The 20,728-nt window shown below is 68.3% G+C and carries 22 protein-coding genes; 11 read left to right on the forward strand and 11 right to left on the reverse strand.

Translation table 11 applies throughout. From position 1 onward, the window contains the following. Positions 1-81 precede the first annotated feature (81 nt). From BKA15_RS01495 to BKA15_RS01520, 6 genes are read left to right on the forward strand one after another with little or no spacing between them, the layout of a single operon-like run. Entirely contained in the window at positions 82-351 is a 270-nt protein-coding gene (locus BKA15_RS01495) for a DUF6112 family protein (RefSeq protein ID WP_026529668.1), read from the forward strand. Between the two features lie 28 nt (positions 352-379). Next, positions 380-1,711: a TrbL/VirB6 family protein gene (locus tag BKA15_RS01500; RefSeq protein WP_102209903.1), complete on the forward strand. Its 1,332-nt coding sequence runs from the start codon at positions 380-382 to the stop codon at positions 1,709-1,711. Between the two features lie 6 nt (positions 1,712-1,717). Further along, the gene (locus BKA15_RS01505) at positions 1,718-3,184 is read left to right on the forward strand and encodes an SCO6880 family protein (RefSeq protein ID WP_026529670.1); all 1,467 of its coding nucleotides are present in this window, start codon (positions 1,718-1,720) and stop codon (positions 3,182-3,184) included. A 50-nt stretch (positions 3,185-3,234) separates the two neighbouring features. Beyond that, positions 3,235-4,032 carry a hypothetical protein gene (locus tag BKA15_RS01510; RefSeq protein ID WP_036542075.1) on the forward strand — a complete coding sequence of 266 codons (798 nt, stop codon included), beginning with the start codon at positions 3,235-3,237 and terminating at the stop codon, positions 4,030-4,032. A 41-nt stretch (positions 4,033-4,073) separates the two neighbouring features. After that, on the forward strand, positions 4,074-4,541 hold the full coding sequence (locus tag BKA15_RS01515; RefSeq protein ID WP_102209904.1) for a hypothetical protein: 468 nt from the start codon (positions 4,074-4,076) through the stop codon (positions 4,539-4,541). Further along, the gene (locus BKA15_RS01520) at positions 4,538-6,046 is read left to right on the forward strand and encodes a putative type IV secretion/conjugal transfer ATPase (RefSeq protein ID WP_102209905.1); all 1,509 of its coding nucleotides are present in this window, start codon (positions 4,538-4,540) and stop codon (positions 6,044-6,046) included. The genes BKA15_RS01515 and BKA15_RS01520 overlap by 4 nt, the downstream gene beginning before the upstream one ends. Positions 6,047-6,159: 113 nt before the next feature. Here the strand turns inward: BKA15_RS01520 and BKA15_RS01525 are convergent, their stop codons facing one another. Next, entirely contained in the window at positions 6,160-6,525 is a 366-nt protein-coding gene (locus tag BKA15_RS01525; RefSeq protein WP_054687050.1) for a helix-turn-helix domain-containing protein, read from the reverse strand. Positions 6,526-6,643: 118 nt separating this feature from the next. Here BKA15_RS01525 and BKA15_RS01530 point away from each other — a divergent pair, with 118 nt between their 5' ends. Further along, positions 6,644-8,149 (forward strand): SulP family inorganic anion transporter, encoded by a 1,506-nt coding sequence (locus tag BKA15_RS01530; RefSeq protein ID WP_026937616.1) that lies wholly within the window; start codon positions 6,644-6,646, stop codon positions 8,147-8,149. Between the two features lie 92 nt (positions 8,150-8,241). Here the strand turns inward: BKA15_RS01530 and BKA15_RS01535 are convergent, their stop codons facing one another. The 10 genes from BKA15_RS01535 to BKA15_RS01580 form a co-directional block, all read right to left on the reverse strand. Then, entirely contained in the window at positions 8,242-8,661 is a 420-nt protein-coding gene (locus tag BKA15_RS01535) for an arsenate-mycothiol transferase ArsC (RefSeq protein WP_026937615.1), read from the reverse strand. Continuing rightward, positions 8,658-9,080, reverse strand: a complete 423-nt coding sequence (locus tag BKA15_RS01540; RefSeq protein WP_054683684.1) for an arsenate reductase ArsC — start codon at positions 9,078-9,080, stop codon at positions 8,658-8,660. The genes BKA15_RS01535 and BKA15_RS01540 overlap by 4 nt, the downstream gene beginning before the upstream one ends. 27 nt (positions 9,081-9,107) lie before the next feature. Then, complete coding sequence (gene chrA / locus BKA15_RS01545) at positions 9,108-10,322, reverse strand: chromate efflux transporter (protein ID WP_054683686.1); 1,215 nt, start codon at positions 10,320-10,322, stop codon at positions 9,108-9,110. Next, entirely contained in the window at positions 10,319-11,323 is a 1,005-nt protein-coding gene (locus BKA15_RS35185) for a metalloregulator ArsR/SmtB family transcription factor (protein ID WP_054683691.1), read from the reverse strand. The genes chrA and BKA15_RS35185 overlap by 4 nt, the downstream gene beginning before the upstream one ends. Continuing rightward, a complete protein-coding gene (gene arsB, locus BKA15_RS01555) occupies positions 11,320-12,423 on the reverse strand; it encodes an ACR3 family arsenite efflux transporter (protein WP_082406260.1) in 1,104 nt (367 codons plus the stop codon). Before arsB ends, BKA15_RS35185 begins: the two co-directional genes overlap by 4 nt. Then, positions 12,420-12,746 carry a thioredoxin gene (gene trxA / locus BKA15_RS01560; protein WP_054683694.1) on the reverse strand — a complete coding sequence of 109 codons (327 nt, stop codon included), beginning with the start codon at positions 12,744-12,746 and terminating at the stop codon, positions 12,420-12,422. The genes arsB and trxA overlap by 4 nt, the downstream gene beginning before the upstream one ends. Continuing rightward, positions 12,743-13,711: a thioredoxin-disulfide reductase gene (gene trxB, locus BKA15_RS01565; protein ID WP_054683697.1), complete on the reverse strand. Its 969-nt coding sequence runs from the start codon at positions 13,709-13,711 to the stop codon at positions 12,743-12,745. Before trxB ends, trxA begins: the two co-directional genes overlap by 4 nt. A gap of 73 nt (positions 13,712-13,784) precedes the next feature. Next, positions 13,785-15,155, reverse strand: a complete 1,371-nt coding sequence (locus BKA15_RS01570; RefSeq protein ID WP_054683699.1) for a site-specific integrase — start codon at positions 15,153-15,155, stop codon at positions 13,785-13,787. Between the two features lie 389 nt (positions 15,156-15,544). Further along, the gene (locus BKA15_RS01575; RefSeq protein ID WP_054683702.1) at positions 15,545-15,874 is read right to left on the reverse strand and encodes a helix-turn-helix domain-containing protein; all 330 of its coding nucleotides are present in this window, start codon (positions 15,872-15,874) and stop codon (positions 15,545-15,547) included. 3 nt (positions 15,875-15,877) lie between these two features. Then, positions 15,878-16,957 carry a tyrosine-type recombinase/integrase gene (locus tag BKA15_RS01580; protein WP_102209907.1) on the reverse strand — a complete coding sequence of 360 codons (1,080 nt, stop codon included), beginning with the start codon at positions 16,955-16,957 and terminating at the stop codon, positions 15,878-15,880. Positions 16,958-17,200: 243 nt separating this feature from the next. On the opposite strand from BKA15_RS01580, the gene BKA15_RS37490 reads away from it, so the two are divergent. The 4 genes from BKA15_RS37490 to BKA15_RS01595 all read left to right on the forward strand — a co-directional run bounded on the left by BKA15_RS37490 (position 17,201) and on the right by BKA15_RS01595 (position 20,666). Beyond that, positions 17,201-17,533 carry a DUF8608 domain-containing protein gene (locus BKA15_RS37490; protein ID WP_498043712.1) on the forward strand — a complete coding sequence of 111 codons (333 nt, stop codon included), beginning with the start codon at positions 17,201-17,203 and terminating at the stop codon, positions 17,531-17,533. Positions 17,534-17,619: 86 nt separating this feature from the next. Continuing rightward, the gene (locus tag BKA15_RS01585) at positions 17,620-17,976 is read left to right on the forward strand and encodes a DUF4145 domain-containing protein (RefSeq protein WP_257996728.1); all 357 of its coding nucleotides are present in this window, start codon (positions 17,620-17,622) and stop codon (positions 17,974-17,976) included. Positions 17,977-18,408: 432 nt separating this feature from the next. Continuing rightward, complete coding sequence (locus tag BKA15_RS01590) at positions 18,409-18,891, forward strand: hypothetical protein (protein ID WP_312878787.1); 483 nt, start codon at positions 18,409-18,411, stop codon at positions 18,889-18,891. Continuing rightward, positions 18,888-20,666: a type IV secretory system conjugative DNA transfer family protein gene (locus tag BKA15_RS01595; RefSeq protein WP_036542293.1), complete on the forward strand. Its 1,779-nt coding sequence runs from the start codon at positions 18,888-18,890 to the stop codon at positions 20,664-20,666. Before BKA15_RS01590 ends, BKA15_RS01595 begins: the two co-directional genes overlap by 4 nt. The last annotated feature ends 62 nt before the right edge of the window (positions 20,667-20,728 follow it).

Consider the following 20,728-nt stretch of genomic DNA (forward strand, 5'->3'; position numbering starts at 1 on the left):
CTTCGTCTGCCCGGTCTCGCCAGTCGCTCCCTGGTTCACCTCGTCGCCACAAGCCATTCGCTCAGCGAGGGAGTAACCGCCGTGATCGACATCGACCCCAACAGCTCGGGACTGCCCGGCATCGACCAGCTCCGCACCATCGTTGGCGCCGTGATGACGGTCGGCCTCATCCTCTCCGTACTGGCGCTAATCGTCTCCGCGATCGTCTGGGCCTACGGCGCCAACAGCTCGAACCCGCATCTGGCGGGCAGGGGCAAGCTGGGCGTTCTCATCTCCTGCGGTGCCGCGGTGATCTGCGGCGCGGCGGTGACGCTCGTAAACTTCTTCTGGAACGTCGGCCAGGCTGTATAGGGCCGCCGGTCACCGCAGGAGATTTGAGATGGGTGTCTGCGACGTTCCCGTGATTTCGACCGTCTGCGACGTGGCGGGCCAGGCTGCCGCGACGGTCGTGGCTGCCCCGTTCGACTGGCTCGCCCAGGCGATGGGCGGCGCGGCCGGCTGGCTGATCGAGGCGATGTGGGCCGTGTTCGACACGACCACGCTGGTCGATGTCCAGACAGACGGGTTCACCAGCGTCTACAACCTGATCTTCGGCATCGGCGTCTTCCTCGTCCTGATCTTCTTCTGCCTGCAACTCATCACCGGGCTGATCCGCCGCGACCCGACCGCGCTGTCCAGAGCCGCGCTCGGCGCGGCGAAATCGGTGCTGGGCGCGTTCGTGGTCGTCACGCTGACCGCGCTCGCACTGGAAATCGTGGACCAGCTCAGCATCGGCATCATCCAGACGTCCGGCGAGACCACCGAGACGATGGGCGACAAGATCATCCTGCTCGCCGCCGGGCTCAGCGGCATCAACATCGCCGCGCCCGGCGTCGGCGCGATCGTCACGATCTTCCTGGCCGGGCTGATGATCGCCGCCGTCGCGATCGTCTGGTTCAGCCTGCTGATCCGCAAGGCGCTGCTGCTGGTCGGCGTGGTGCTGGCACCGATCGCGTTCGCCGGCGCGTCCTGGGACGCCACCAAAGGATGGATCGGGAAATGGGCGGCGTTCGTGATCGCCCTCATCATCAGCAAGCTCGTGCTCGTCGTCATCTTCTTGCTGGCGATCACGCAGATCGCCACCCCGATCGAGCTGGACATCGCCGCCGTCACCGAACCGATCACCGGCATCGTGCTCATGGGCATCGCGGCCTTCGCGCCCTACATGGTCTACCGCTTCGTGTCGTTCGTGGGCTTCGACCTGTACCAGCAGATGGGCACCGAGCAGGAGGCCAAGAACGCGCTCAACCGTCCCGTCCCGATCCCCTCCAAGCCCCAAGGCGGCGGCGAGCCCAAGAAGGTTCTCGAAGACCCCAATGACGGCGCGTCGGACGCAGGATCAGGTGGCACGCCTCCGCCGTCGCCCGCCCCGGCGCAGGCACCTGCCGCGGCCGGCGGTGAAACCGTGGGCGCCGAAGCCGGCGCCTCCGCCGCGGGCGCGGGACCGGCGGCAGCCGTCGTGGTCGGAGCGAAGGTCGCCAAGGATGCCGCCGAGGCCGGGCCGAAGGCCGGGCACGCGGTGGCCGGTCAGGCCGAGACCGCCGCCGACGCCGCAGGCGGGCAGAACGGCGGCACCCCGCCGCCGTCGCAGACGCCCCCGCCGTCCACGCCGCAGCCGAGGACGCCCACGGAGCCGTCCAACCCCACGGCATCGCCGTGGGGCAAGGAGTGACCACCCATGCCCACCACGGACCAGAAGACACCCGGTAGCGAGCTGACGCCGATGAAGTTCAGCCGACTCACCCGCCGAGGGGTGCTGCTCGGCCTCTCGGTCGCGCAGCTCATCACCCTCGGCATCGGCGGCCTGGCGCTGCTGGCCGCGTTCTACGGCGGCGCCGGGATGCTGCTGGTCTACACCGCCCCGGTCTGGCTGCTCGCGGTCGTGCTGACCTGGGTGCCCATCGCTGGGAGGCCGATGGTCGAATGGCTCCCTGTCGCGCTCTGGTGGCTGTGGCGCTCCACCGGCGGGCAACTGCTCTACCGGCGGCGGATCGTCAAGCCCCGCCCTGCCGGAAGTCTCGCGCTGCCCGGTGACATGGCCCGGCTTCGGGAGCACCTGGACCCCGAGACCGGGGCGTGCATGATCCACGACCCCCGCCAGGCAACCTTGACGGTCGTGACGGAAGTGACCCATCCGGCATTCATCCTGCTCGACCCCGGCGAGCAAGAGCGCCGCGTCACCTCCTGGGGGCGAGTGCTCGCCACGGTCTGCCGGTCCGGGCGGATCGCGACCCTGCAAGTGCTCGAACGAACCCTGCCCGACTCCGGTAGCGGGCTGGCCGAGTGGTGGGCCGAGCACGGCACCGACGACGGCTCCTGGGCCGCGACCACCTACCGCGAACTGATCGAGCGGGCCGGCCCCGCCGGGGAACGGCACGCCACCACGGTCAGCCTCTCCCTGGACATGAAGGTCGCCTCCCGGCAGATCAGGACCGCCGGCGGCGGCATCCGCGGCGCCGCCGCGGTGCTCCGGCAGGAGATGGCGACGCTGGTCGCCGCGCTGCGTTCGGCGGACTTGACCCCTTCGGGGTGGCTCGGCCCCGGTCAGGTCGCGGTCATCCTCCGCTCGGCGTATGACCCGGCCGTGGCCGCCACCTTGGAGCGCCACGGGCGGCTCGGGCAGGAGCTCGCCGCCGCCGGCCCGGTCGCGGTCACCGAGACCTGGGGCAACCTGCGCACCGACTCCGCCTGGCACACCGTGCTGTGGGTCTCGGAGTGGCCCCGCAGCCTCGTCTATCCGGGGTTCCTCGCGCCGGTGCTGCTCTCCACCGGCATCCAACGGGCGGTGTCGCTGATCTACACCCCGATGCGCTCGGACCAGGCGGCCCGCGACATCCGCAAGAAGAAGGTCGAACACATCTCCGATGCGGCCCAGCGCGCCCGAATCGGGCAGATCGAGGACGCCGCGCAGACCGCCGAATACCAAGACGTTCTCCAGCAGGAAGCCGACCTGACCGCCGGCCACGGGATTCTACGGGTCTCCGGGCTCATCTCCGTCTCCGCCCCCAGCGTCGACGAGCTGGAAGCCGCAGTCGCCGCGATCGAACAAGCCTCGATCCAAGCCTCCTGCGAGACCCGAAGGCTCGTCGGCCAGCAAGCCGTCGCGTTCACGGCGGCCGCGCTGCCGCTGTGCCGCACGGTGTGACCGGCGCGCTCACCTGGCAGGCATCCCACCCTCGTTGAAGGAGGCCCGTGATGCCGACATACACGAACCCGACCAGCGATGCCAGCGATGCCTACGAGGCGTTGCGCGGTCTGGCTCACGCCAGCCGTAGCTTCGAGGACCCGTCCGAGACCTACGTGGTGATCGGTGAGCTGTTGGGCGGGCTGCGATCGCTGCGGCAGGTGCTCGACCAGCTCGCCGCCGCCCATCTGAGCCGGCAGCATCACGTCACCGACGAGTCCCGCGAGTACAGCGGCGGTGCGGCCGAGGCGCTGGCCGCAGCGGATGAGCTGCACCAGGCCGGCACGCTCATCGACCAGGCCGACGACCGCCTGAGCGCGGCCATGACCCACTCGGGCCGGATCGTGTGGAACCCGCAGGACCGGATGGTGGAGCGGTGGGTTGGCGTCGTGTTCCTCCAAGGCGAGGAAGCCGACCGGGTGATCGACCTCATCGACGCCCACGGGGTCGAGGCGGGGATCGAGCATCTGTCGGCGTGGGACTACGGCGAGGAGACCACGAACGCCGCCTTGGAGAACGGCGACGTTCACGACACCGCCCCGGTCTATCCCGGTGACCGGCAGGCCGAGACCGGCGACTACGCGATGACCTACAACCCGATGGCCGGGCACGTCGCCCTGTACCGGCGGCACCTGATCCGTGCCGAGGACGCCATCGACAAAGAAGCAGGGGCGCACGTCCCGGCCCGCCGCCCGACGACAGGCCGTGAGCGAGAGACGGCCGGGCGGCGTAGCGCCGTCCGTGACGGGGGCTGGTTCGAGCATCCCGGCGTCGCCGCCGTCAAGCAGGCCCGCGGGCTGTCGCTCTGACATAGCCACCACGGAGACGTGCCGGCGCGCACCTGCCCGCCATGAACAGCGCAGACCCCACCGCTTCGATGTCCCGGCACGTCGGGACGCTCACCTTGACCGTCTGGCCGGACTCGCCGCTGGGCGAGCACCAGCGATATGCCTACCGCATCGAGGACACCGCGACCGGGCAGACGCTCGTCGGCCGGGACCTGTTCACCGGCGCCGGAGCGCCGGTCGCCCCGGACCGCGCGATGCGCGACCTCGCCGCCTTCCTGGCAGCGGCCGGCGACGCCCGCCAGTACGCCATCGACAACCCCGGCAGCAGGCCCGAGCATGAGTGCCTGTTTCCCGGATGGGTCGCGGAGGCCGCTCGCCAGAACGCGGACGCGCTGGCACCGCTCGGCATCGAGGGCCCGCCGCAGCCCAAGCCGGACATGCCACAGCAGCCTCGCCCGGCGCCGGACTCGTCATGGTTCGACCGTCCCGCCGGCGGTTGGGTCTCCGGGGCGCGGGGGCGGTCGTTGTGAGCCGGGGCGAGAAGCTGCACACCGCTGTCCTCGTCACTCCCGCCTCGGAGCGGCGCCGGCTGCGCAAGCAGCGGCGGCAAGCCGCCGCCCGCCTCGTCGCCGAGCAGCGTCACGTCGAGAAGGAAGCGGCCCAGGCCAAGGCCGCCGCCGAACGGGCTGAACGCCGTGCCACGGTCTACCTGCCCGCCGCCGGCGAGCCCGGCCCGGCCGCGCTGAGGACACCGGGCCGCTTCCGGGTGGCCCGGCATCAGGACACCAGCGCCGTGCTCGCCGGGCAGTACCCGTTCCTGGCCGAAGCCGGGCTCGGAGCCGCGGGAATCTTCATCGGCCAAGACCTCTACAGCGGCTCCTCGTTCGTGTACGACCCGTGGGAGTTGTACCGCAGGGGCATCATCACCGCGCCGAACCTGATCTTGGCGGGGATCGTCGGCTCCGGGAAATCGTCGCTCGCCAAGAGCCTCTACACCCGCAGTCTGCCCTTCGGGTACCGCGTCTATGTCCCCGGCGACCCCAAAGGCGAGCACTCCGGCGTCGCCGAAGCAGTCGGCGGGAAAGCGATCATCCTCGGGCACGGGATGGGCAACAGGCTCAACCCCTTGGATGAGGGCTACCGGCCCGGCGGCCTGTCCGACCAGGAGTGGGCCACCACCCTCGCCGCGCGACGCCGCGATCTGCTCGGAGCCTTGACGGAGACGGTGCTGGATCGGCGGTTGGCGCCGTTGGAGCACACCGCGATCGACACCGCCCTGGCCGGCGCGGTCCGCGACGCGGACGTGCCGATCCTGCCGATGGTGGTCGACCGGCTGCTGCGCCCCGACCCTGCCGACGACCCGGACGGCCGGCTCACCGAGGACGGCCGCCAGGTCGGCCACGCGCTGCGCCGCCTGGTGGCCGGGGACCTGGCCGGCCTGTTCGACGGGCCGAGCACCGTCAGGTTCGACCCGTCGCTGCCGATGGTCAGCCTCGATCTTTCGCGCGTCACCGAGAACAGCACGTTGATTTCGGTGCTGATGACCTGCTCGTCGGCATGGATGGAAGCCGCCCTGCTCGACCCCAACGGGGGCCGCAGATGGGTCGTCTACGACGAGGCATGGAGGCTCATGTCCCACCCGGCGCTCCTGCGCAGGATGGACGCCCACTGGCGTCTCGCCCGGCACTACGGGCTGGCCAATCTCTTGGTGTTCCACAAGCTCACCGACTTGGAGAACGTCGGCGATGCCGGATCGGCGAACCGGGCGCTGGCGAACAGCCTGCTGGCAAACGCGGAGACGAGGATCGTCTACCGGCAGGAGACCGATCAGCTCGGCCCCACCGCCGTCGCGCTCGGGCTGACCGGCACCGAACGCCGCCTGCTGCCCGGACTCGGCACCGGGCAAGGGCTCTGGCGGATCAAGGACCGGGCCTTCGTCGTGCAGCACCAACTCCACCCCGCCGAGCTCGCCGCGTTCGACACCACCGCCCGCATGACCGGCGAAACCCGCAAGTTCACGATTCCTGAAGACTAAATCGCCGGAAGAAGCGGGTTCAGGCCATGGTTTCTGAGGTGTGGGGTTGCATGTTCCGCGAACATGCAACCCCACCGGTGAACACTTGGGCCGGGCGTGCATCTGCCGCAGGCTTATACGTCGCGGAGGCGCGCGATGAGTTCGTCGGCGGCGTCCAGTTGTTTCGCGAGTTTCTCGCGACGCTCCTCTGCGTCGGTCACGAACGTATCCAGCGCTGCGCGCGCGGCGCTGTCTGACGGATCATCCGCCAGTGCGTCAGCAGCGGCGAGGACTTCGCCCATCTGGTCGAGGGAGAACCCGAGCGGCTTCATCCGGCGGATCAGGAGGAGCCGCTCGACGTCGGCGTCGGTGTAGAGGCGGAACCCGCCACTGGTGCGGTCGCTCGGGGAGACGAGCCCGATCTCGTCGTAGTGGCGGAGGGTGCGCAGCGACAGGCTGGTGCGCTCAGCGACCTCGCCGATATGGATCGTTCCTGCCATCGGGTACTCCTCTGCCTCGATTTGGCACCCAACCCTCACGTAACGGTAGAGTTGGGTTTGGCGGGCTCCGACCTCGACCGCCGTCACCCTATTTTCCCGCACCTCTCTGGGAGGCAGAATGAGCGCGCCCGCACGCGACAAGGAACGCTACTGGCCTCGGCCGACCGTGATGGATGTGTTCCGTTCGCCGAAGCTGTTGACGAAGGAAGTCCTCGCGGGTATGGTGGTCGGCCTCGCGCTCATCCCGGAGGCCATCGCGTTCGCGATCGCCGCAGGCGTGCCGGCCGAGGTGGGCTTGTTCTCCTCGATCGTGATGGCAATCTCGATCGCGTTCCTCGGTGGGCGGCCCGCGATGATTACCGCGGCGACCGCAGCGATCGCGCTCGTCATCCGGCCGGTCGCCGACGAGTACGGCCTCGACTACCTCATCGCGACCGTGATCCTCGGCGGCATCTTCCAGATCGTTCTCGGCCTGCTCGGTGTCGGCAAGCTCATGCGGTTCATCCCGCGCAGCGTGATGGTCGGGTTCGTCAACGCCCTCGCGATCCTCATCGCTGTCGCCCAATTGGAGCATTTCACCGGCGCGTCCTGGCTGATGTACCCGATGATCATCGTCAGCATCCTGATCCTATGGCTCTTCCCGAAGCTCACGAAGGCTGTGCCCGCGCCTCTGGTGGTCGTGATCGTGATGACCCTCGCGGTGTGGCTGCTGAACCTCGATGTGAAGACCGTCGGCGGTCTCGGCGAACTGCCCGGCGGCCCGCCGATGCCGTTCTTCCCCGATGTACCGCTCACCTTCGAGACACTGCAAATCATTGCCCCGTATGCCCTCGGCATGGCCGCGGTGGGGCTCATGGAGTCACTGATGACCGCGAAGCTCGTGGACGACATCACCGACACGCACTCGAACAAGACCCGCGAGGCGATGGGGCAAGGCGGCGCGAACATCCTCTCTGGCCTCTTCGGTGGCATGGGTGGCTGCGCGATGATCGGGCAGACCATGATCAACGTGCGCGCCTCCGGCGCCCGCACCCGCGTCTCCACGTTCGCCGCCGGCGTGTTCCTCCTGATCCTGGTGTGGTTCCTCGGCCCGATAATGAACCTGATCCCCATCGGGGCACTGGTGGCGATCATGTTCATGGTCGCGTTCCTCACCTTCGACTGGCACTCCATCGCACCCTCCACGCTGAAGCGGATGCCCAAGAGCGAGACGATCGTGATGCTCGTCACCGTCATCCCGGTGCTCATCACCCACAACCTCTCCGTCGGGGTCATCATCGGCGTGTTCGTCGCCGCGATCCTGTTCGTGCGCCGCGTCGCCCACTTCACCACCGTCACCCGCACCTTCAGCGCTAACGAAGACACGGCGCACTATGAGGTCGATGGCGAGCTGTTCTTCGCGTCCTCGAACGACCTGACCACCCAGTTCGAGTACGCCGACGACCCGAAGCGTGTCGTGATCGACATGTCGAAGTCGCACGTGTGGGACGCCTCGACCGTCGCAGCGCTCGATGGAATCGAGCAGAAGTACCGCGAACACGACATCGAGGTCGAGATCATCGGCTTGAACGAGGCGAGCGGAACCTTCCACGCACGATTGAGCGGGAACCTGCCCTCACACTGACCCGACTGCGTGCTCGGCTCATGCAAGGCTCATCGGCCGTCCGCCGCGCTGGACGGGAGGGCCAGCGACTACTCCTGCCCTCCCGTTCAGAGTTACGACATCGCGGCGCTGAGCTCGCTGGCGAGGCGCAGGACGCGTTCGGCGATCTGATCCCGGATCGCCCGCGTGCGGTCGCCGCCGCCGACGTCGGATGCAGCCTGGTCTTCGAAGGTCCAGGTCTCGATCGTTCCGGCCATGCCGTCGACCGGGGCGACCTTCGCCTCGTCGCCGAGCACGATGACCCGATCCACGCTGCGGAGGATCTCGGGATCGATGGGCTTCGGATACTCGCCCTCCATCGACGCACCGACCTCGACGATCGCTTCCTCGGCGAGGGCACTAAGCGTATCGCCCGGCGCAGTACCGGCCGAATAGACGGTGATGGCGTCGCCGGCGTGCTGCCGCATGAGCGCGGCGGCCATCTGCGATTTGCCGCCGTTCTTCTTGCAGACGAACAGCACCGACGCGCTCATGCGCTGGCCGCCTCGGTGCTCGCGGGCTCGAGGGAGGCGATGAGTTCCTGGATGCGGCGTTTGATGTCGTCGCGGATCGGACGGACAGCGTCGATGCCCTGGCCCGCGGGGTCATCGAGCTTCCAATCCTCGTAGCGCTTGCCGGGGAAGAACGGGCAGGCGTCGCCGCAGCCCATCGTGATGACGACATCGGAGTCCTGCACGGCGTCGGTGGTGAGGATCTTCGGGGCCTCGCCGCGGATGTCGATGCCCTCTTCGAGCATCGCCTCGACGGCGACGGGATTGATTTGGTCCGCGGGGATCGAGCCTGCCGAACGGACCTCGATGCGGTCGCCCGCGAGGTGGCGGAGGTAGCCTGCGGCCATCTGGGAACGGCCGGCGTTGTGGACGCAGACGAACAGGACGGTGGGAGTAGACATGAGGGTTCTCGTTTCCGATCGGGTCGGTCAGGTGAGGGTGGTGGCGAGGATGCCGCCTGCGGCTCCGATGATCACGACGATCCAGGGCGGGAGCTTCCACGCGACGAGCAGCACGAAGCAGACCAGCGCGAGTGCGAAGGCGGGCGGGGTGAGGATCGCGGTGGTGAACACGGGTGTGTAGAGGGCGGCGGCGAGGATGCCGACGACGGCCGCGTTCGCGCCCCGCATGATGGCCTGAACCCGCTCGTGGTGCTGCAGGCGGTTCCAGAACGGCAGCACGCCGATGAGGAGGAGGAAGCCGGGCAGGAAGATCCCGGCCAGCGCGATGCCCGCCCCCGCCGCCCCGCCCGGGCCGACGTCAGCGGCGCCGCCGAGGAAAGCGGCGAGGGTGAACAGCGGGCCAGGCACGGCCTGGGCTGCACCGTATCCGGCGAGGAAGTCCGCGTTCGTGACCCAGCCGGGATCGACGACGCCGGATTGCAGGAGCGGGAGCACGACGTGCCCGCCGCCGAATACGAGCGCTCCGGCCCGCGCGAACGCATCGAACAGGGCGACGCTGTCGTTGCCGGTGACGGCGGCGAGGATCGGCATCCCGGCCAGGATTGCGACGAACAGGGTGAGCGCGGCGATCCCCGCGGCCCGGGTCACCGGGAACCGCACCGCTGTCGCCGTGTTCGCGGCGGGTGCGCGGCAGACGAAGTATCCGGCGATCCCGCCGAGGACGATCGCCATGATTTGGCCGAGCGATCCGGCCAGCAGCAGCGCGGCGAGGGCTGCGACGGCTGCGATCGCGGCGCGCTGCCGGTCCGGGGTGAGTGTCTTCGCCATGCCGAGGACGGCCTGCGCGACGATCGCGACCGCCACGATCTTCAGCCCGGCGAGGATGCCTTCCCCGATGGTGCCGGTGAACAGGGCGGCGCCGGAGGCGAAGGCGAGCATGAGGGCCGCGGACGGGAGCGTGAAGGCGATGAATGCGGCCAGCGCGCCCCGGTATCCGGCGCGGTGCAGGCCGATGCCGAACCCGACCTGGCTCGAGGCCGGGCCGGGAAGGAACTGGCACAGCGCGACCAGGTCGGCGTAGGCGCGGTCGTCCATCCAGCGTCGGCGTTCCACGATCTCGGTGCGGAAGTAGCCCAGGTGCGCGATCGGCCCGCCGAACGAGGTCACCCCGAGGCGCAGGAACACCCGGAACACTTCCCACGCCGACCCGCGCACCGGCGCACGTCGCGTCTCGCTTGTCATGCGCCGTCACCGTCGACGGGAACGCACAGCTCGGCGAGCAGGCCACGGACGCGGGCCTCGATGTCAGCGGCGATCGCCGCAACGCCGTCTTCGGAGGCGAGGGCGGGGTCACCGACAGCCCAATCTTCGTAGCGGACGCCGGGGATGATCGGGCACACGTCCCCGCAGCCCATCGTGACCACGACGTCCGCGGCGCGGACGGCGTCGTCGGTGAGCGGCTTCGGGAACGCGGCCGCGGCGTCCTGCTCGCCTTCGATGTCGGCGAGGATCGAGCGCACGTGCGGGTGCACCTCGGCCGCTGGCGTCGACCCGGCCGACCGGGCAACAACCGCACCGCCGGAGAGCTGATTGACGAGGGCGGCGGCGAGCTGAGAACGGCCCGCGTTTGCGACGCACACGAACAGCACCTGCGGCATCCCCGTTTCGCGATCCCGTGTGAGGTCGGCGAGACGCTGACGGGCGAAACGTTCGGTGAGCGGGATCATATGCTGGGTGAGCTTCGCCGAGCGGACGAGACCCGCGAACGACTCGCGCACGATCGTGACGACGAGGTTGCGGTTCAGGTGCGTCATCTCGTCGGCGAGCTCGGCGGCGAGGTGCTCGACCTTCGCGTCGAGGGCGGCCAGTGCCGTCGCGCGGTCTTCCTGCTCGGCCTGCGCGTCGGCGATCGCGGCGGGCGCGAACGCGTCCAGCAGCGCGGTCACGGCCTGCTTCCGCGCCGGCAGGATGCTGTAGTACACCCAGGTGCCGCGCCGCTCGGAGGCCAGCAGCCCGGTGTCCTTGAGCTTCTTCAAGTGATGCGAGACGGTGGGCTGGGAGACGTCGGCGAGCTCGGCGAGGTCGCACACGCAGGCCTCGCCGCGCGGGTCCGTCGCGATCGCCGACAGCATCCGCAGCCGGAACGGATCGGCCAGCGCCTTGAGCGTTGAAGCGACAGCATCGGCGGCGTCTTCGCCGATGACGTGCGTCGGGGTCGGTGTGCAGAGCTCGGTGGTGGTCATGATGCCCTCGATTTGGTGACGGCGGGAACCGCATACGGGTCGGTGTGGAACCACGTGCGGGCGGCCCAGAGCGAGACATAGACCAGACCCACGAGCACGGGCACCTCGATGAGCGGGCCGACGACGCCTGCGAGGGCCTGGCCGCTGGTCGCGCCGAAGGTGCCGATCGCGACGGCGATGGCGAGCTCGAAGTTGTTGCCTGCCGCCGTGAACGCGAGGGTCGTCGAGCGGGCGTAGTTGAGGCCGATGCCCTTCCCGAGCAGGAGGCCTGCGAACCACATGATCGCGAAGTACGCCAACAGCGGCAGCGCGATCCGGGCGACGTCCCACGGCTGCGACGTGATCGCCTCACCCTGCAGCGCGAATAGCAGCACGATCGTGAACAGGAGGCCGTAGAGCGCGAACGGGCCGATAAAGGGGATGAACTTCGCCTCGTACCAGTCGCGGCCCTTCGCCTTCTCACCGAAGAAGCGAGTGAGGAACCCAGCCGCGAGCGGGACGCCAAGGAATACGAGCACGTTGATCGCGATCTGCCCGATCGAGACATCCAGGCCTTGGGAGTCGAGGCCGAGCCAGCCCGGCAGCACGGTGAGGTAGAACCAGCCGAGCAGCGAGAACGCGACGACCTGGAACACGGAGTTGATGAACACCAGCACCGCGGTCGCTTCACGGTCGCCGCAAGCGAGGTCGTTCCAGATCACCACCATCGCGATGCAACGCGCGAGCCCCACGATGATGAGACCGGTGCGGTACTCGGGCAGATCGGGCAGGAAGAGCCACGCGAGGGCGAACATCACGGCAGGCCCTGCGATCCAGTTCAGGATCAGCGATGAGACGAGGAGCTTTTTGTCTCCCGTGACAGCGGCGACCTTGTCGTAGCGGACCTTCGCCAGCACCGGATACATCATCACCAGCAGTCCGAGACCGATCGGCACCGAGATACCACCGACCTCCATATGCGCGAGCAGGTCGGACAGTGCGGGGATGAAGCGGCCGAGGAGGAGGCCCGCGACCATGGCGAGCCCGATCCACAGCGGCAGCCACCGGTCAAGGGTGGACAGCTTCGCCGGCATCGCGCGGGTCTGGGTTGCGGTGCTCATACGATCAGCTCGTCAATCTTGCCCGCGATGATCGGCTTCGGGTGTGCGCCGATGAGCACGTCGACGCGCTCACCGCCCCGGTAGAACCCGAGAGTCGGGATCGACGTGACATCAGCAGCCATCGCGGTCTGCGGGTTGGCATCCGCGTCGAGCTTCACGATCTTCACGCGGCCGTCGTACTCGCCGGCGAGATCGTCGAGGATCGGTGCGATCGCCTTGCACGGCCCGCACCAGGTCGCCCAGATGTCGACCACGACGGGGATGTCGGACTGCAGCACCTCGGCCTCGAACGTGGCATCGGTGACGGTGATGGTCGCGCTCATGCGGACACCTCCAGAAGTTCGGTCTCGGTCTCGTCGGCAGGCAGGCCGGCGAGGAAATGCTGCGCGTCAAGGGCCGCGGCACAGCCCGTGCCCGATGCCGTGATCGCCTGCCGGTAACGGCGGTCGACGAGATCACCCGCGGCGAACACGCCAGGCAGGTTCGTCGCGGTCGACGGATGGTCGACGAGCACGTAGCCGTCGTCGTCGAGATCGACCTGCCCGGTCAGCAGCTCCGAGCGCGGGTCGTGCCCGATCGCAACGAACACGCCAGAGATCGGAAGGGCACGCTCGTCACCGGTGACGGTGTCGCGCAGGCGGAGCGCTTCGACGGCGTTCTCACCGACGAGCTCGGCGACTTCACTGTTCCAGGCGACCTCGATCTTCGGATCGGCGCGCACCCGCTCGGCCATGATCTTCGACGCCCGGAAGTCATCACGCCGGTGCACGATCGTGACCTTCGACGCGAAGCGCGTGAGGAACAGTGCCTCTTCCATCGCGGAGTCCCCGCCGCCGACGACGGCGATCTCCTTCTCGCGGAAGAAGAAGCCGTCGCAGGTCGCGCACCATGACAGGCCGTGACCGGAGAGCCGAGCTTCCTCGGCGAGGCCGAGCTTGCGGTAAGCGGAACCGGTGGTGAGGATCACGCTACGCGCCTCGAACGTTTCGCCCGAGCCGGTCTCGATCGTCTTGACCTCGCCTGCGAGGTCGAGCCGGGTCGCGTCGTCGTAGACGATACGCGCCCCGAAGCGCTCGGCCTGCGCACGCATCGCGTCCATCAGGTCCGGGCCCTGCACCCCGTCGGTGAAGCCCGGGAAGTTCTCGACCTCGGTGGTCGTCATGAGCGAACCGCCGGCGGTCACCGAGCCAGCGACCACGACGGGAGAAAGTCCCGCCCTGGCCGCGTAGACCGCGGCCGTATACCCCGCCGGACCAGACCCGACGATCACCACCTGTTGCATCGACATGTCTCTATATTGACATTCATCGAACCAAGCGGCAAGTCGGGTAGGTGCGTTCGGGAGGTTGTTCGCCGAGTGTTCACCCGGCGGAGTCGCCGCCGTCATCTACAGGACGGTCGACTCGGGCGGGATGCGCATAGCGGAGGGCGGTGTCGATGCCGATGCCGAACAGGTCGCAGATGCGTCGCACATCGCCGCCGGTCTGTTCGACCTCGTAGAGGATGCGGTCAGTGCGCAGCGCCTGAGCGGTGACTCCGGCCTTCTTCCAGGGGAAGTTCCGGCCCGGTGGCGACAGGCGCGGCGCGGTCTGGATCGTGACGAGCAGGTACGGGTTCTTCGTCTCGGGCCAACGCGTGGCGCGATGGTCGAGCCAGGCGGCCAGGCGCACCCGCACGGGTTCGGCGAGCGGGATCGTACGGCCGTCGGGCATGCGGAGTCTGCCGTCGATGATATCGGTGAGCTGGACGTGCTGCACCTGTTGTGTGGTGAGGGCGTGGAAAGCGACGAGGGCGACGGCCAGAGCGATTGCGGGGTCAGGGCTGGTGAGCGCGTCACGGATCGCGGACTTCTCCATCGGGAGCGGGATCGTGCGTTTGGGGCCGCGCAGCGGAATCGGTTTCGTCGGGTCGGCGAAGACGATCTTGCGGCCGCGCAGGATCGTGAACAGGGTGCGGAAGCCGAGCATCATCGTGTGCTGGCGGCTCGGATCATCCGGGAGCGCGTCGAGGATGTCTTCAGTGCTGATCCCGGTCAGGCTGGTGCGGCCTTCCTCGACCCAGCGGGTGATCGCGGGGAGGATGCCGTACATCTGCCCTTTCACGGTCATCGTGTCGCGGGGTTGACGGCGCGGCGTGGTCTTCGATCCGTCGGCCATGATGTCGCGCCAGAGTTCGAGCTGGGAGCGCATCGGCTCGGGCAGATGCCTGGTCTTACGGTCGAAGAGCTGCTCGAACGTCGGCACTCGGTCGTCGATGAGGAGGTCGGCGTCGCCCAGGACTTCGATCGTGGAGCGGATGTTGCCGTCATCGTCGTAGCGGCGCATCGCGAGAATGTCGGAAGCACGGAAGTGCAGATTCGCGCCGGGGAACACGAGCTGGAGAATCTTCAACGTGCGCCGCACCTGGTTCGTCTGCCGTTTGCTCCACGCATACTCGGCGGCGCGGGCGTACAGGAAGTGATCGGTGCGGGAGGTGATGTCGCGCCGCCGGATCTCGTTCGAGCGCTGCCGCACCCGTTCCGGGTCGGGATCCAGATCGAACAGCACCGGCTGGGTGCTCTCGGCGACCGGCGGCGGCGCGGCGACGAGCCGGATCGCTTCGCGCAGGCTCATCGCCATCGGCCGGTGCTTCTCGGCAGGCCTGCGGGGATCGTTCATCACGGCGAAGAACAGTTGCGCCCCGAACTTTCGCGGTGCGTCGAGGTCGAGCGGTTCGCCGAGTACTTGCAGCATCCGGGCGGTCTCCAGGCAGAGGCGGCAGTAGCCCTGCTCACCGATGGTGACGTCGCGATGGCACGAGACGCATTCGCCTTGCGGGTAGTGCTTGAACCACCAGCGGCACTTCGGGCACCGCCAGTTGCGATTCCGGTAGACGCCCCAGGCCAGGCAATCACGACAGGACCCTATGAAGCCGGGACTTCCCGGATGGCAATGCGCGCACAATCCTTGGCTGTAGTACTCGCTCGATCCGCATCTGCGGCATAGCGGCGGAGCGAAGGGGCCGCCGGGGATGCAGTCGTAGCAGTAGTCGACGCGAGGCTGGAGCCACGCGGCCGGTTTCACGCCGCACCCCGTGCAGGGCAGCGGCGGGCTCAGCGGCCCGTTCGGACCGCGTGCCGGACTCATAGCGGCGGGGCGGGCCGGTCATCCTTCGCGCCCAACCGTGGCGTCACTCGCGGTGTCGAACCGTTGGCCTCGCTGTGCTGCTCGAGCCGTCGCGTGCGCGCGCTGACCTTTTCCGGTTCGGGCACGAGGAGGTCTGTCGGCTGGCAGTCCAGGACGTGGCAGATCACGTCGAGATCATCGAGGCGGATCGTCGTCGGAGTGCCCGTCCACAGCCCCGACATCTTGCCCTGGCTCATCTCCAACCCAGCGGCGGCGAGCATGCGCCGCAACTCCGCAGACTTCCAGATGCCGCGCTCAGCGGCCTGGACTCTCAGGTTCCACTTCATCAGTCACGCCATCCCTTCGAATCGTTCCTCAACGCTCTTGTTCGCGTGCGCCCACGCATCCTCGATGTGCTGGCTCGAGACGTGGATGTACTGCGTCGTCGTCGACAGCCACTGATGCCCGAGCAGTTCTTGGAGGGCTTTCAAGTCCATACCCGCCAGATACAGCGACGACGCGCAATAGTGCCGCAGCACGTGCGGAGTCAGATCACCCGACCACGCAGGCAGAAACCGCTCGGTCGCACGCACCAGCCCGCGCCGGAGCACATCGTCGCTGGCCCTCCCCGTGCGGCCGAGCTCATGATCGAACCGTTCCGACGGGATCAGCGGCGCATCCGGGTCATCCCAATCCGGGCCGAACCTGTGCCGCACGTCGCCGAGCCACCAATCCATGAGCTTGTCGGCACCGTTGATCGCGGGAACCAGGCGCTGCTTCGAGCCGCGCCCGCGCGAGCCTTTCCCAAATCGGACATGCAGTTTCCCGAGCGTGCCGAGATCGGGCCGCCAGTCGCGAAGATCGAGTTTCGTGCTCTCCGTGATCCGCAGCCCGACTCGCCGCCACAACGACGCCGCGAAGTAGTTCCGCGCCGCCGGGAGAAATCGCCGCTCATCCTGCAACGAAGCCGCCCAGCCGCCGAAGAGTCGGTCGACCTCCGCGTCCGAGGGCGGGACGCGGACTTTGCCGAGCGACGAACCCGATTGCCGGTTGTACTCATCGATGGGCTGCTCGATCACCCACCCGGTAAGCGCGTTGATGTCGGCCTGATACCGACTGATCGCAAAGTCGAAGAACTGGGCGATCACGCCCGCTTTGCCCGCACGCGTCGAAGCCGCAAGACCCGCTCGGCGAAGCCCGGCAAGAAACGCGTCCGCGTCGGCGGGCTTGACCTGCCACAGCGGGATATTCACGTGCGAACGGAGCTCGAAGATCGCTGTTCGTGAGTGCGAGATGTAAGCGTCGCTGAGCCCAGCTGCGGCCATCGCGAGCGCGTACTGGTCGATGATCTCCTGCTCAAAGTCCGCAGCATCTTCCTCGGACCGCCACCCGCGAGCGGTCCCGATACTCCGAACGACAGCGAGGCTCATCAGCCCGCTACTTCAGCAATCCTGACCATGCATCAAGAATACGCCCGAATCGTCAGGAATCGTGATGGTTTGTCAGGAATCTTGATCCGGCGTGGCTTCGTTGATACAGCGGGCAGGACGCACCTGAATCACATGGAAGCAACTCACGAAGACGCGGGAATAGAGACAAAAGGCTAGAGCCGTCGCCCGCGATCGATTCCCGTTCTACGCCTGTCCGCATAGCGTCCCGCTTACGCTGGAAGCATGGCTGTGGACCCCGCACTTTCCGAGCTCGCTCGCCCGATTGAGGACGGACAGCCGTGGCCGCGGCCTGCGTGCCCCAAGTGCCAGACCGGATACATCGGATTCTCAGCGCCCACCGAGGATGAAGGACACGATTCAGCTTCCGCGCGCAACCACCCTGCGTTCGAGCCGGAGTGGATTTCCGGCACGTTTGTCGTCCGCGGTCAGTGCGAGAATCCCGAGTGTCGACAGGCTGTGCACGGCACGGCGACTATCGCGTGGACTACTCCCACAGGTCGAACCGCGATGATTTCGAGTACCAAGGCATCGCCTATTCCTCGTACTACACTGTGACGCACCTGCATCCGCCGATGCTGATAATGCCGATCCCGAGATAGGCACCCGACGAAGTAAGAGAGGGTGTGCTGCGCGCTTCTCGCGTGCTTTTCGCTGATCCTGGTGTGGCCGCAACTGCGCTGCGTGCCACGGTGGAACGGTTCTTGACTTCAGAAGGAATCTCTGCAACTCGACCATCTGGGCAATTTCGGAACGCGCACGAACGTATCAAAGAGTGGCGTGATACTGACCCAGACCGTCCAGCGGTGGCCGATCTCTTCTTCGCCGTCAAATGGCTCGGAAACGTCGGAACCCACGAGGACTCGGACTTAACCACTATGGAGGTGCTGGACGGAGCCAGAGTGCTCGACGAGGCGTTCCACCGACTCTTCACTGGCCCGGATATCGATGCCCAAGCACGAACCATAAACGCGGCCAAGGGGCCATCGCGGCAACCTTGAGCAACGATGGCCAAACCAGGGCTAAGTGACTCAACCTCTGAGTCTGTAGACCGTCTCACCCGTGTTGACATCGACCACACGGCCGTCATCGCGCACGCGAAACCGTGTCTCGCCGGAACTGGCATCCACCACTCTGCCGTCGTCGCGGACACGGAATGATGTCTCCCCAGTGTGCGCGTCAACCATCCGGTTGCCGCGCACGCGAAACCGTGTTATCACCCGAACTCGCACTGACCGCCCGGCGGCCGTCCCAAGTTTCATCACTCATACGAAGAGCCTGCCAGAGACGTCCGACATTCCTCCGTACGCGGCAGAGGTTCGACCTGCACGGCTCGTACGTGCGCGCGGACGCCCAGGAGCGCCACGCATGCTCTCATGGCGGCGTTGGCTCACCTCGACGCTATGAGGAAGCCCGAGCCTGAGCCCGTCCCGGTGTCCATTCCGCTCGTCGTGCTCGATGTGCGCGAGGACGGCACCGTGACCGTCACCGTCGACGGGAAACGGTTGGACCCTGACCCTTTCGCGCCGCCGTGGCGGCGCTCCTCGTTCGGGCAGATCATCGACCGCGCCACGAACGACCGGACGACACCGGCGAGGGTCGAGGTCCGCGAAGCGGACGGCACGACGTTCACCGACATCGTCGCCGCCCGCCGCCGGCGTTCCCGCCCCGAGCCCGAACCGGAACCGGCGGCGCAGGCCGGGCCGGTGTTTCACACCGTCGAGGGCAAGGGGTTCGTTCCGGGCGAGGACGTGGCGGTCGCAGTCGTCACCGGGCACACCGACGCCGCCCACTCCGGCACCGCGCGCGCCCTCATCGACCCAGCCGGGAACGGCGCCGACCGGACCGGCGAGGTCATCGAGGTCATCCTGTTCGGCCGGGTCTCCGGCACCACGATCATCCGGCGAGTGCCGTGAACGAGCAGGGCCGGCAGACCGGCTCGTTCGGGGACGAGCTGACCAACGCCGCGATGATCGGGCTGGTCGTCCTGTTCGGCGTCGCGCTGATCCTGCGCGCCGCGGGATCGGTGGCCGCGTTCCTGACCGGCACGCCCCAGCCGGCCGGCGATCCCGCTTCCGGGGTCGGTGTGCTGTTCCGCCCTGGTGATCCCGGCGCGGCGCTCGACGCGGACGGCCTGAACCCGGTCGTCTACTGGATCGTCGCCGGGCTGCTGCTCGCCGGCCTCGTGACCGGCGGGCTATGGGCGTGGCTGCGGTTGCGCCGCCACACCCACCGGATCGAGACCGACCCGCGCCGCATGGCCGGGATCGCCACACGGCACGAAGTCGCCGCCGCTGCGTCTGAGAAGGCGCTGCTGCGCCGCGCGGGAAACCTGCGCCCCGGCCTGGCTGACCCGAAGCCGGCGGACGTGGGCTACCGGCTCGGCACCTCCAAGGGCACCGGCGTGTGGGCGTCGGTCGAGGACTCGATCATGGTGATCGGGCCGCCCCGCTCCGGGAAGGGCCTGCATCTGGTGATCCCGGCGATCCTCGACGCGCCCGGCGCCGTCGTCGTCACCTCGACCAGGCCGGACAACCTCACCGCGACCATGCGCGCCCGTCGCAGGATCGGCCCCGTCGCGATCTTCGACCCGCAACACTTGGCCGAGGGTCTGCCCGCCGGTCTGCGCTGGTCACCGATCCGGGGCTGCGAGTCGCCGCAGACGGCGATGATCCGCGCCACCGGGCTCGCCGCCGGCACCGGCCTGTCCGCAGGCGGCGTCGACGGCGGAGGCTTCTGGGAGGGCAAGACACGGGCCGCGCTCCAAGCCCTGCTGCACGCGGCAGCGATCGACCATCGGCCGCCCGCCGAGCTGTTCAGGTGGACTCTCGATCCGACCGCGGCCGCTGACGCGGTGGCGATCCTGACCGGCTCCACGCAGGCTGCGACCGGGTGGGCCGAGTCTCTGGAAGCGATGATCGACTCCGACCCCCGCACCCGCGACTCGATCTGGCAGGGCGTCTCCTTGGCTCTCGGCTCCCTCGCGGACCCGCGCGTGCTCGACGCCGTATCGCCCGGCCCCGGTGAGGGCTTCGATCCCGAAGCGTTCATCCGCGACCGCGGCACGTTGTTCCTGCTGGCAACCGGGTCCGGTGCGGGAGCCAGCGCCGCGCTGGTCGCCGCGCTCGTGGAAGACCTCATCGAGACCGCCCGCCGCCTGGCCGCACGGTCGGCCGGTGCCCGGCTCGATCCGCCGATGCTGCTGGCCTTGGATGAGATAGCCAACCTCTCGCCGTTGCCGTCGCTGCCGACGCTGATGGCCGAAGGCGGCGGGTCGGGGATCACGACCATGCCGGTGCTCCAATCGCTCGCGCAGGCGCGGGACAAGTGGAACGAGCACCAGGCGAACGCGATCTGGGACGCCTCGATCGTCAAGGTCATCCTCGGCGGGGCTTCCAACAGCCGGGACCTGCAAGACCTGAGCGCCTTGGTCGGCGAACGCGACGAATACACCGACTCCGTGACGCTGGGCGACCACGGCACCCGCTCCAACCAGCGGTCCGTGCGCCGGGTGCCGATCTTCCCGCCCGACCGCATCCGCCGGCTCCCGTTCGGGACCGGGATCGTGCTGCTGCGCTCCGCGGCCCCGATCGTCACCGACCTGCACCCCTGGCCCAAGCGTCCCGACGCCGGCCAGCTCGCCGCCGACCGTGCCGAGATCGAAGCCCTGCTCCGTCGTTCCGGCACCTGAACGCCGGTCGCGGCACGGAGCACCTGCCCGCCACAACGGCCCGGCACGAACCGGCGCCGGAG

Origin of the sequence: Microlunatus parietis, from assembly GCF_013407955.1 — a bacterium.
GTDB lineage: Bacteria > Actinomycetota > Actinomycetes > Propionibacteriales > Propionibacteriaceae > Microlunatus > Microlunatus parietis.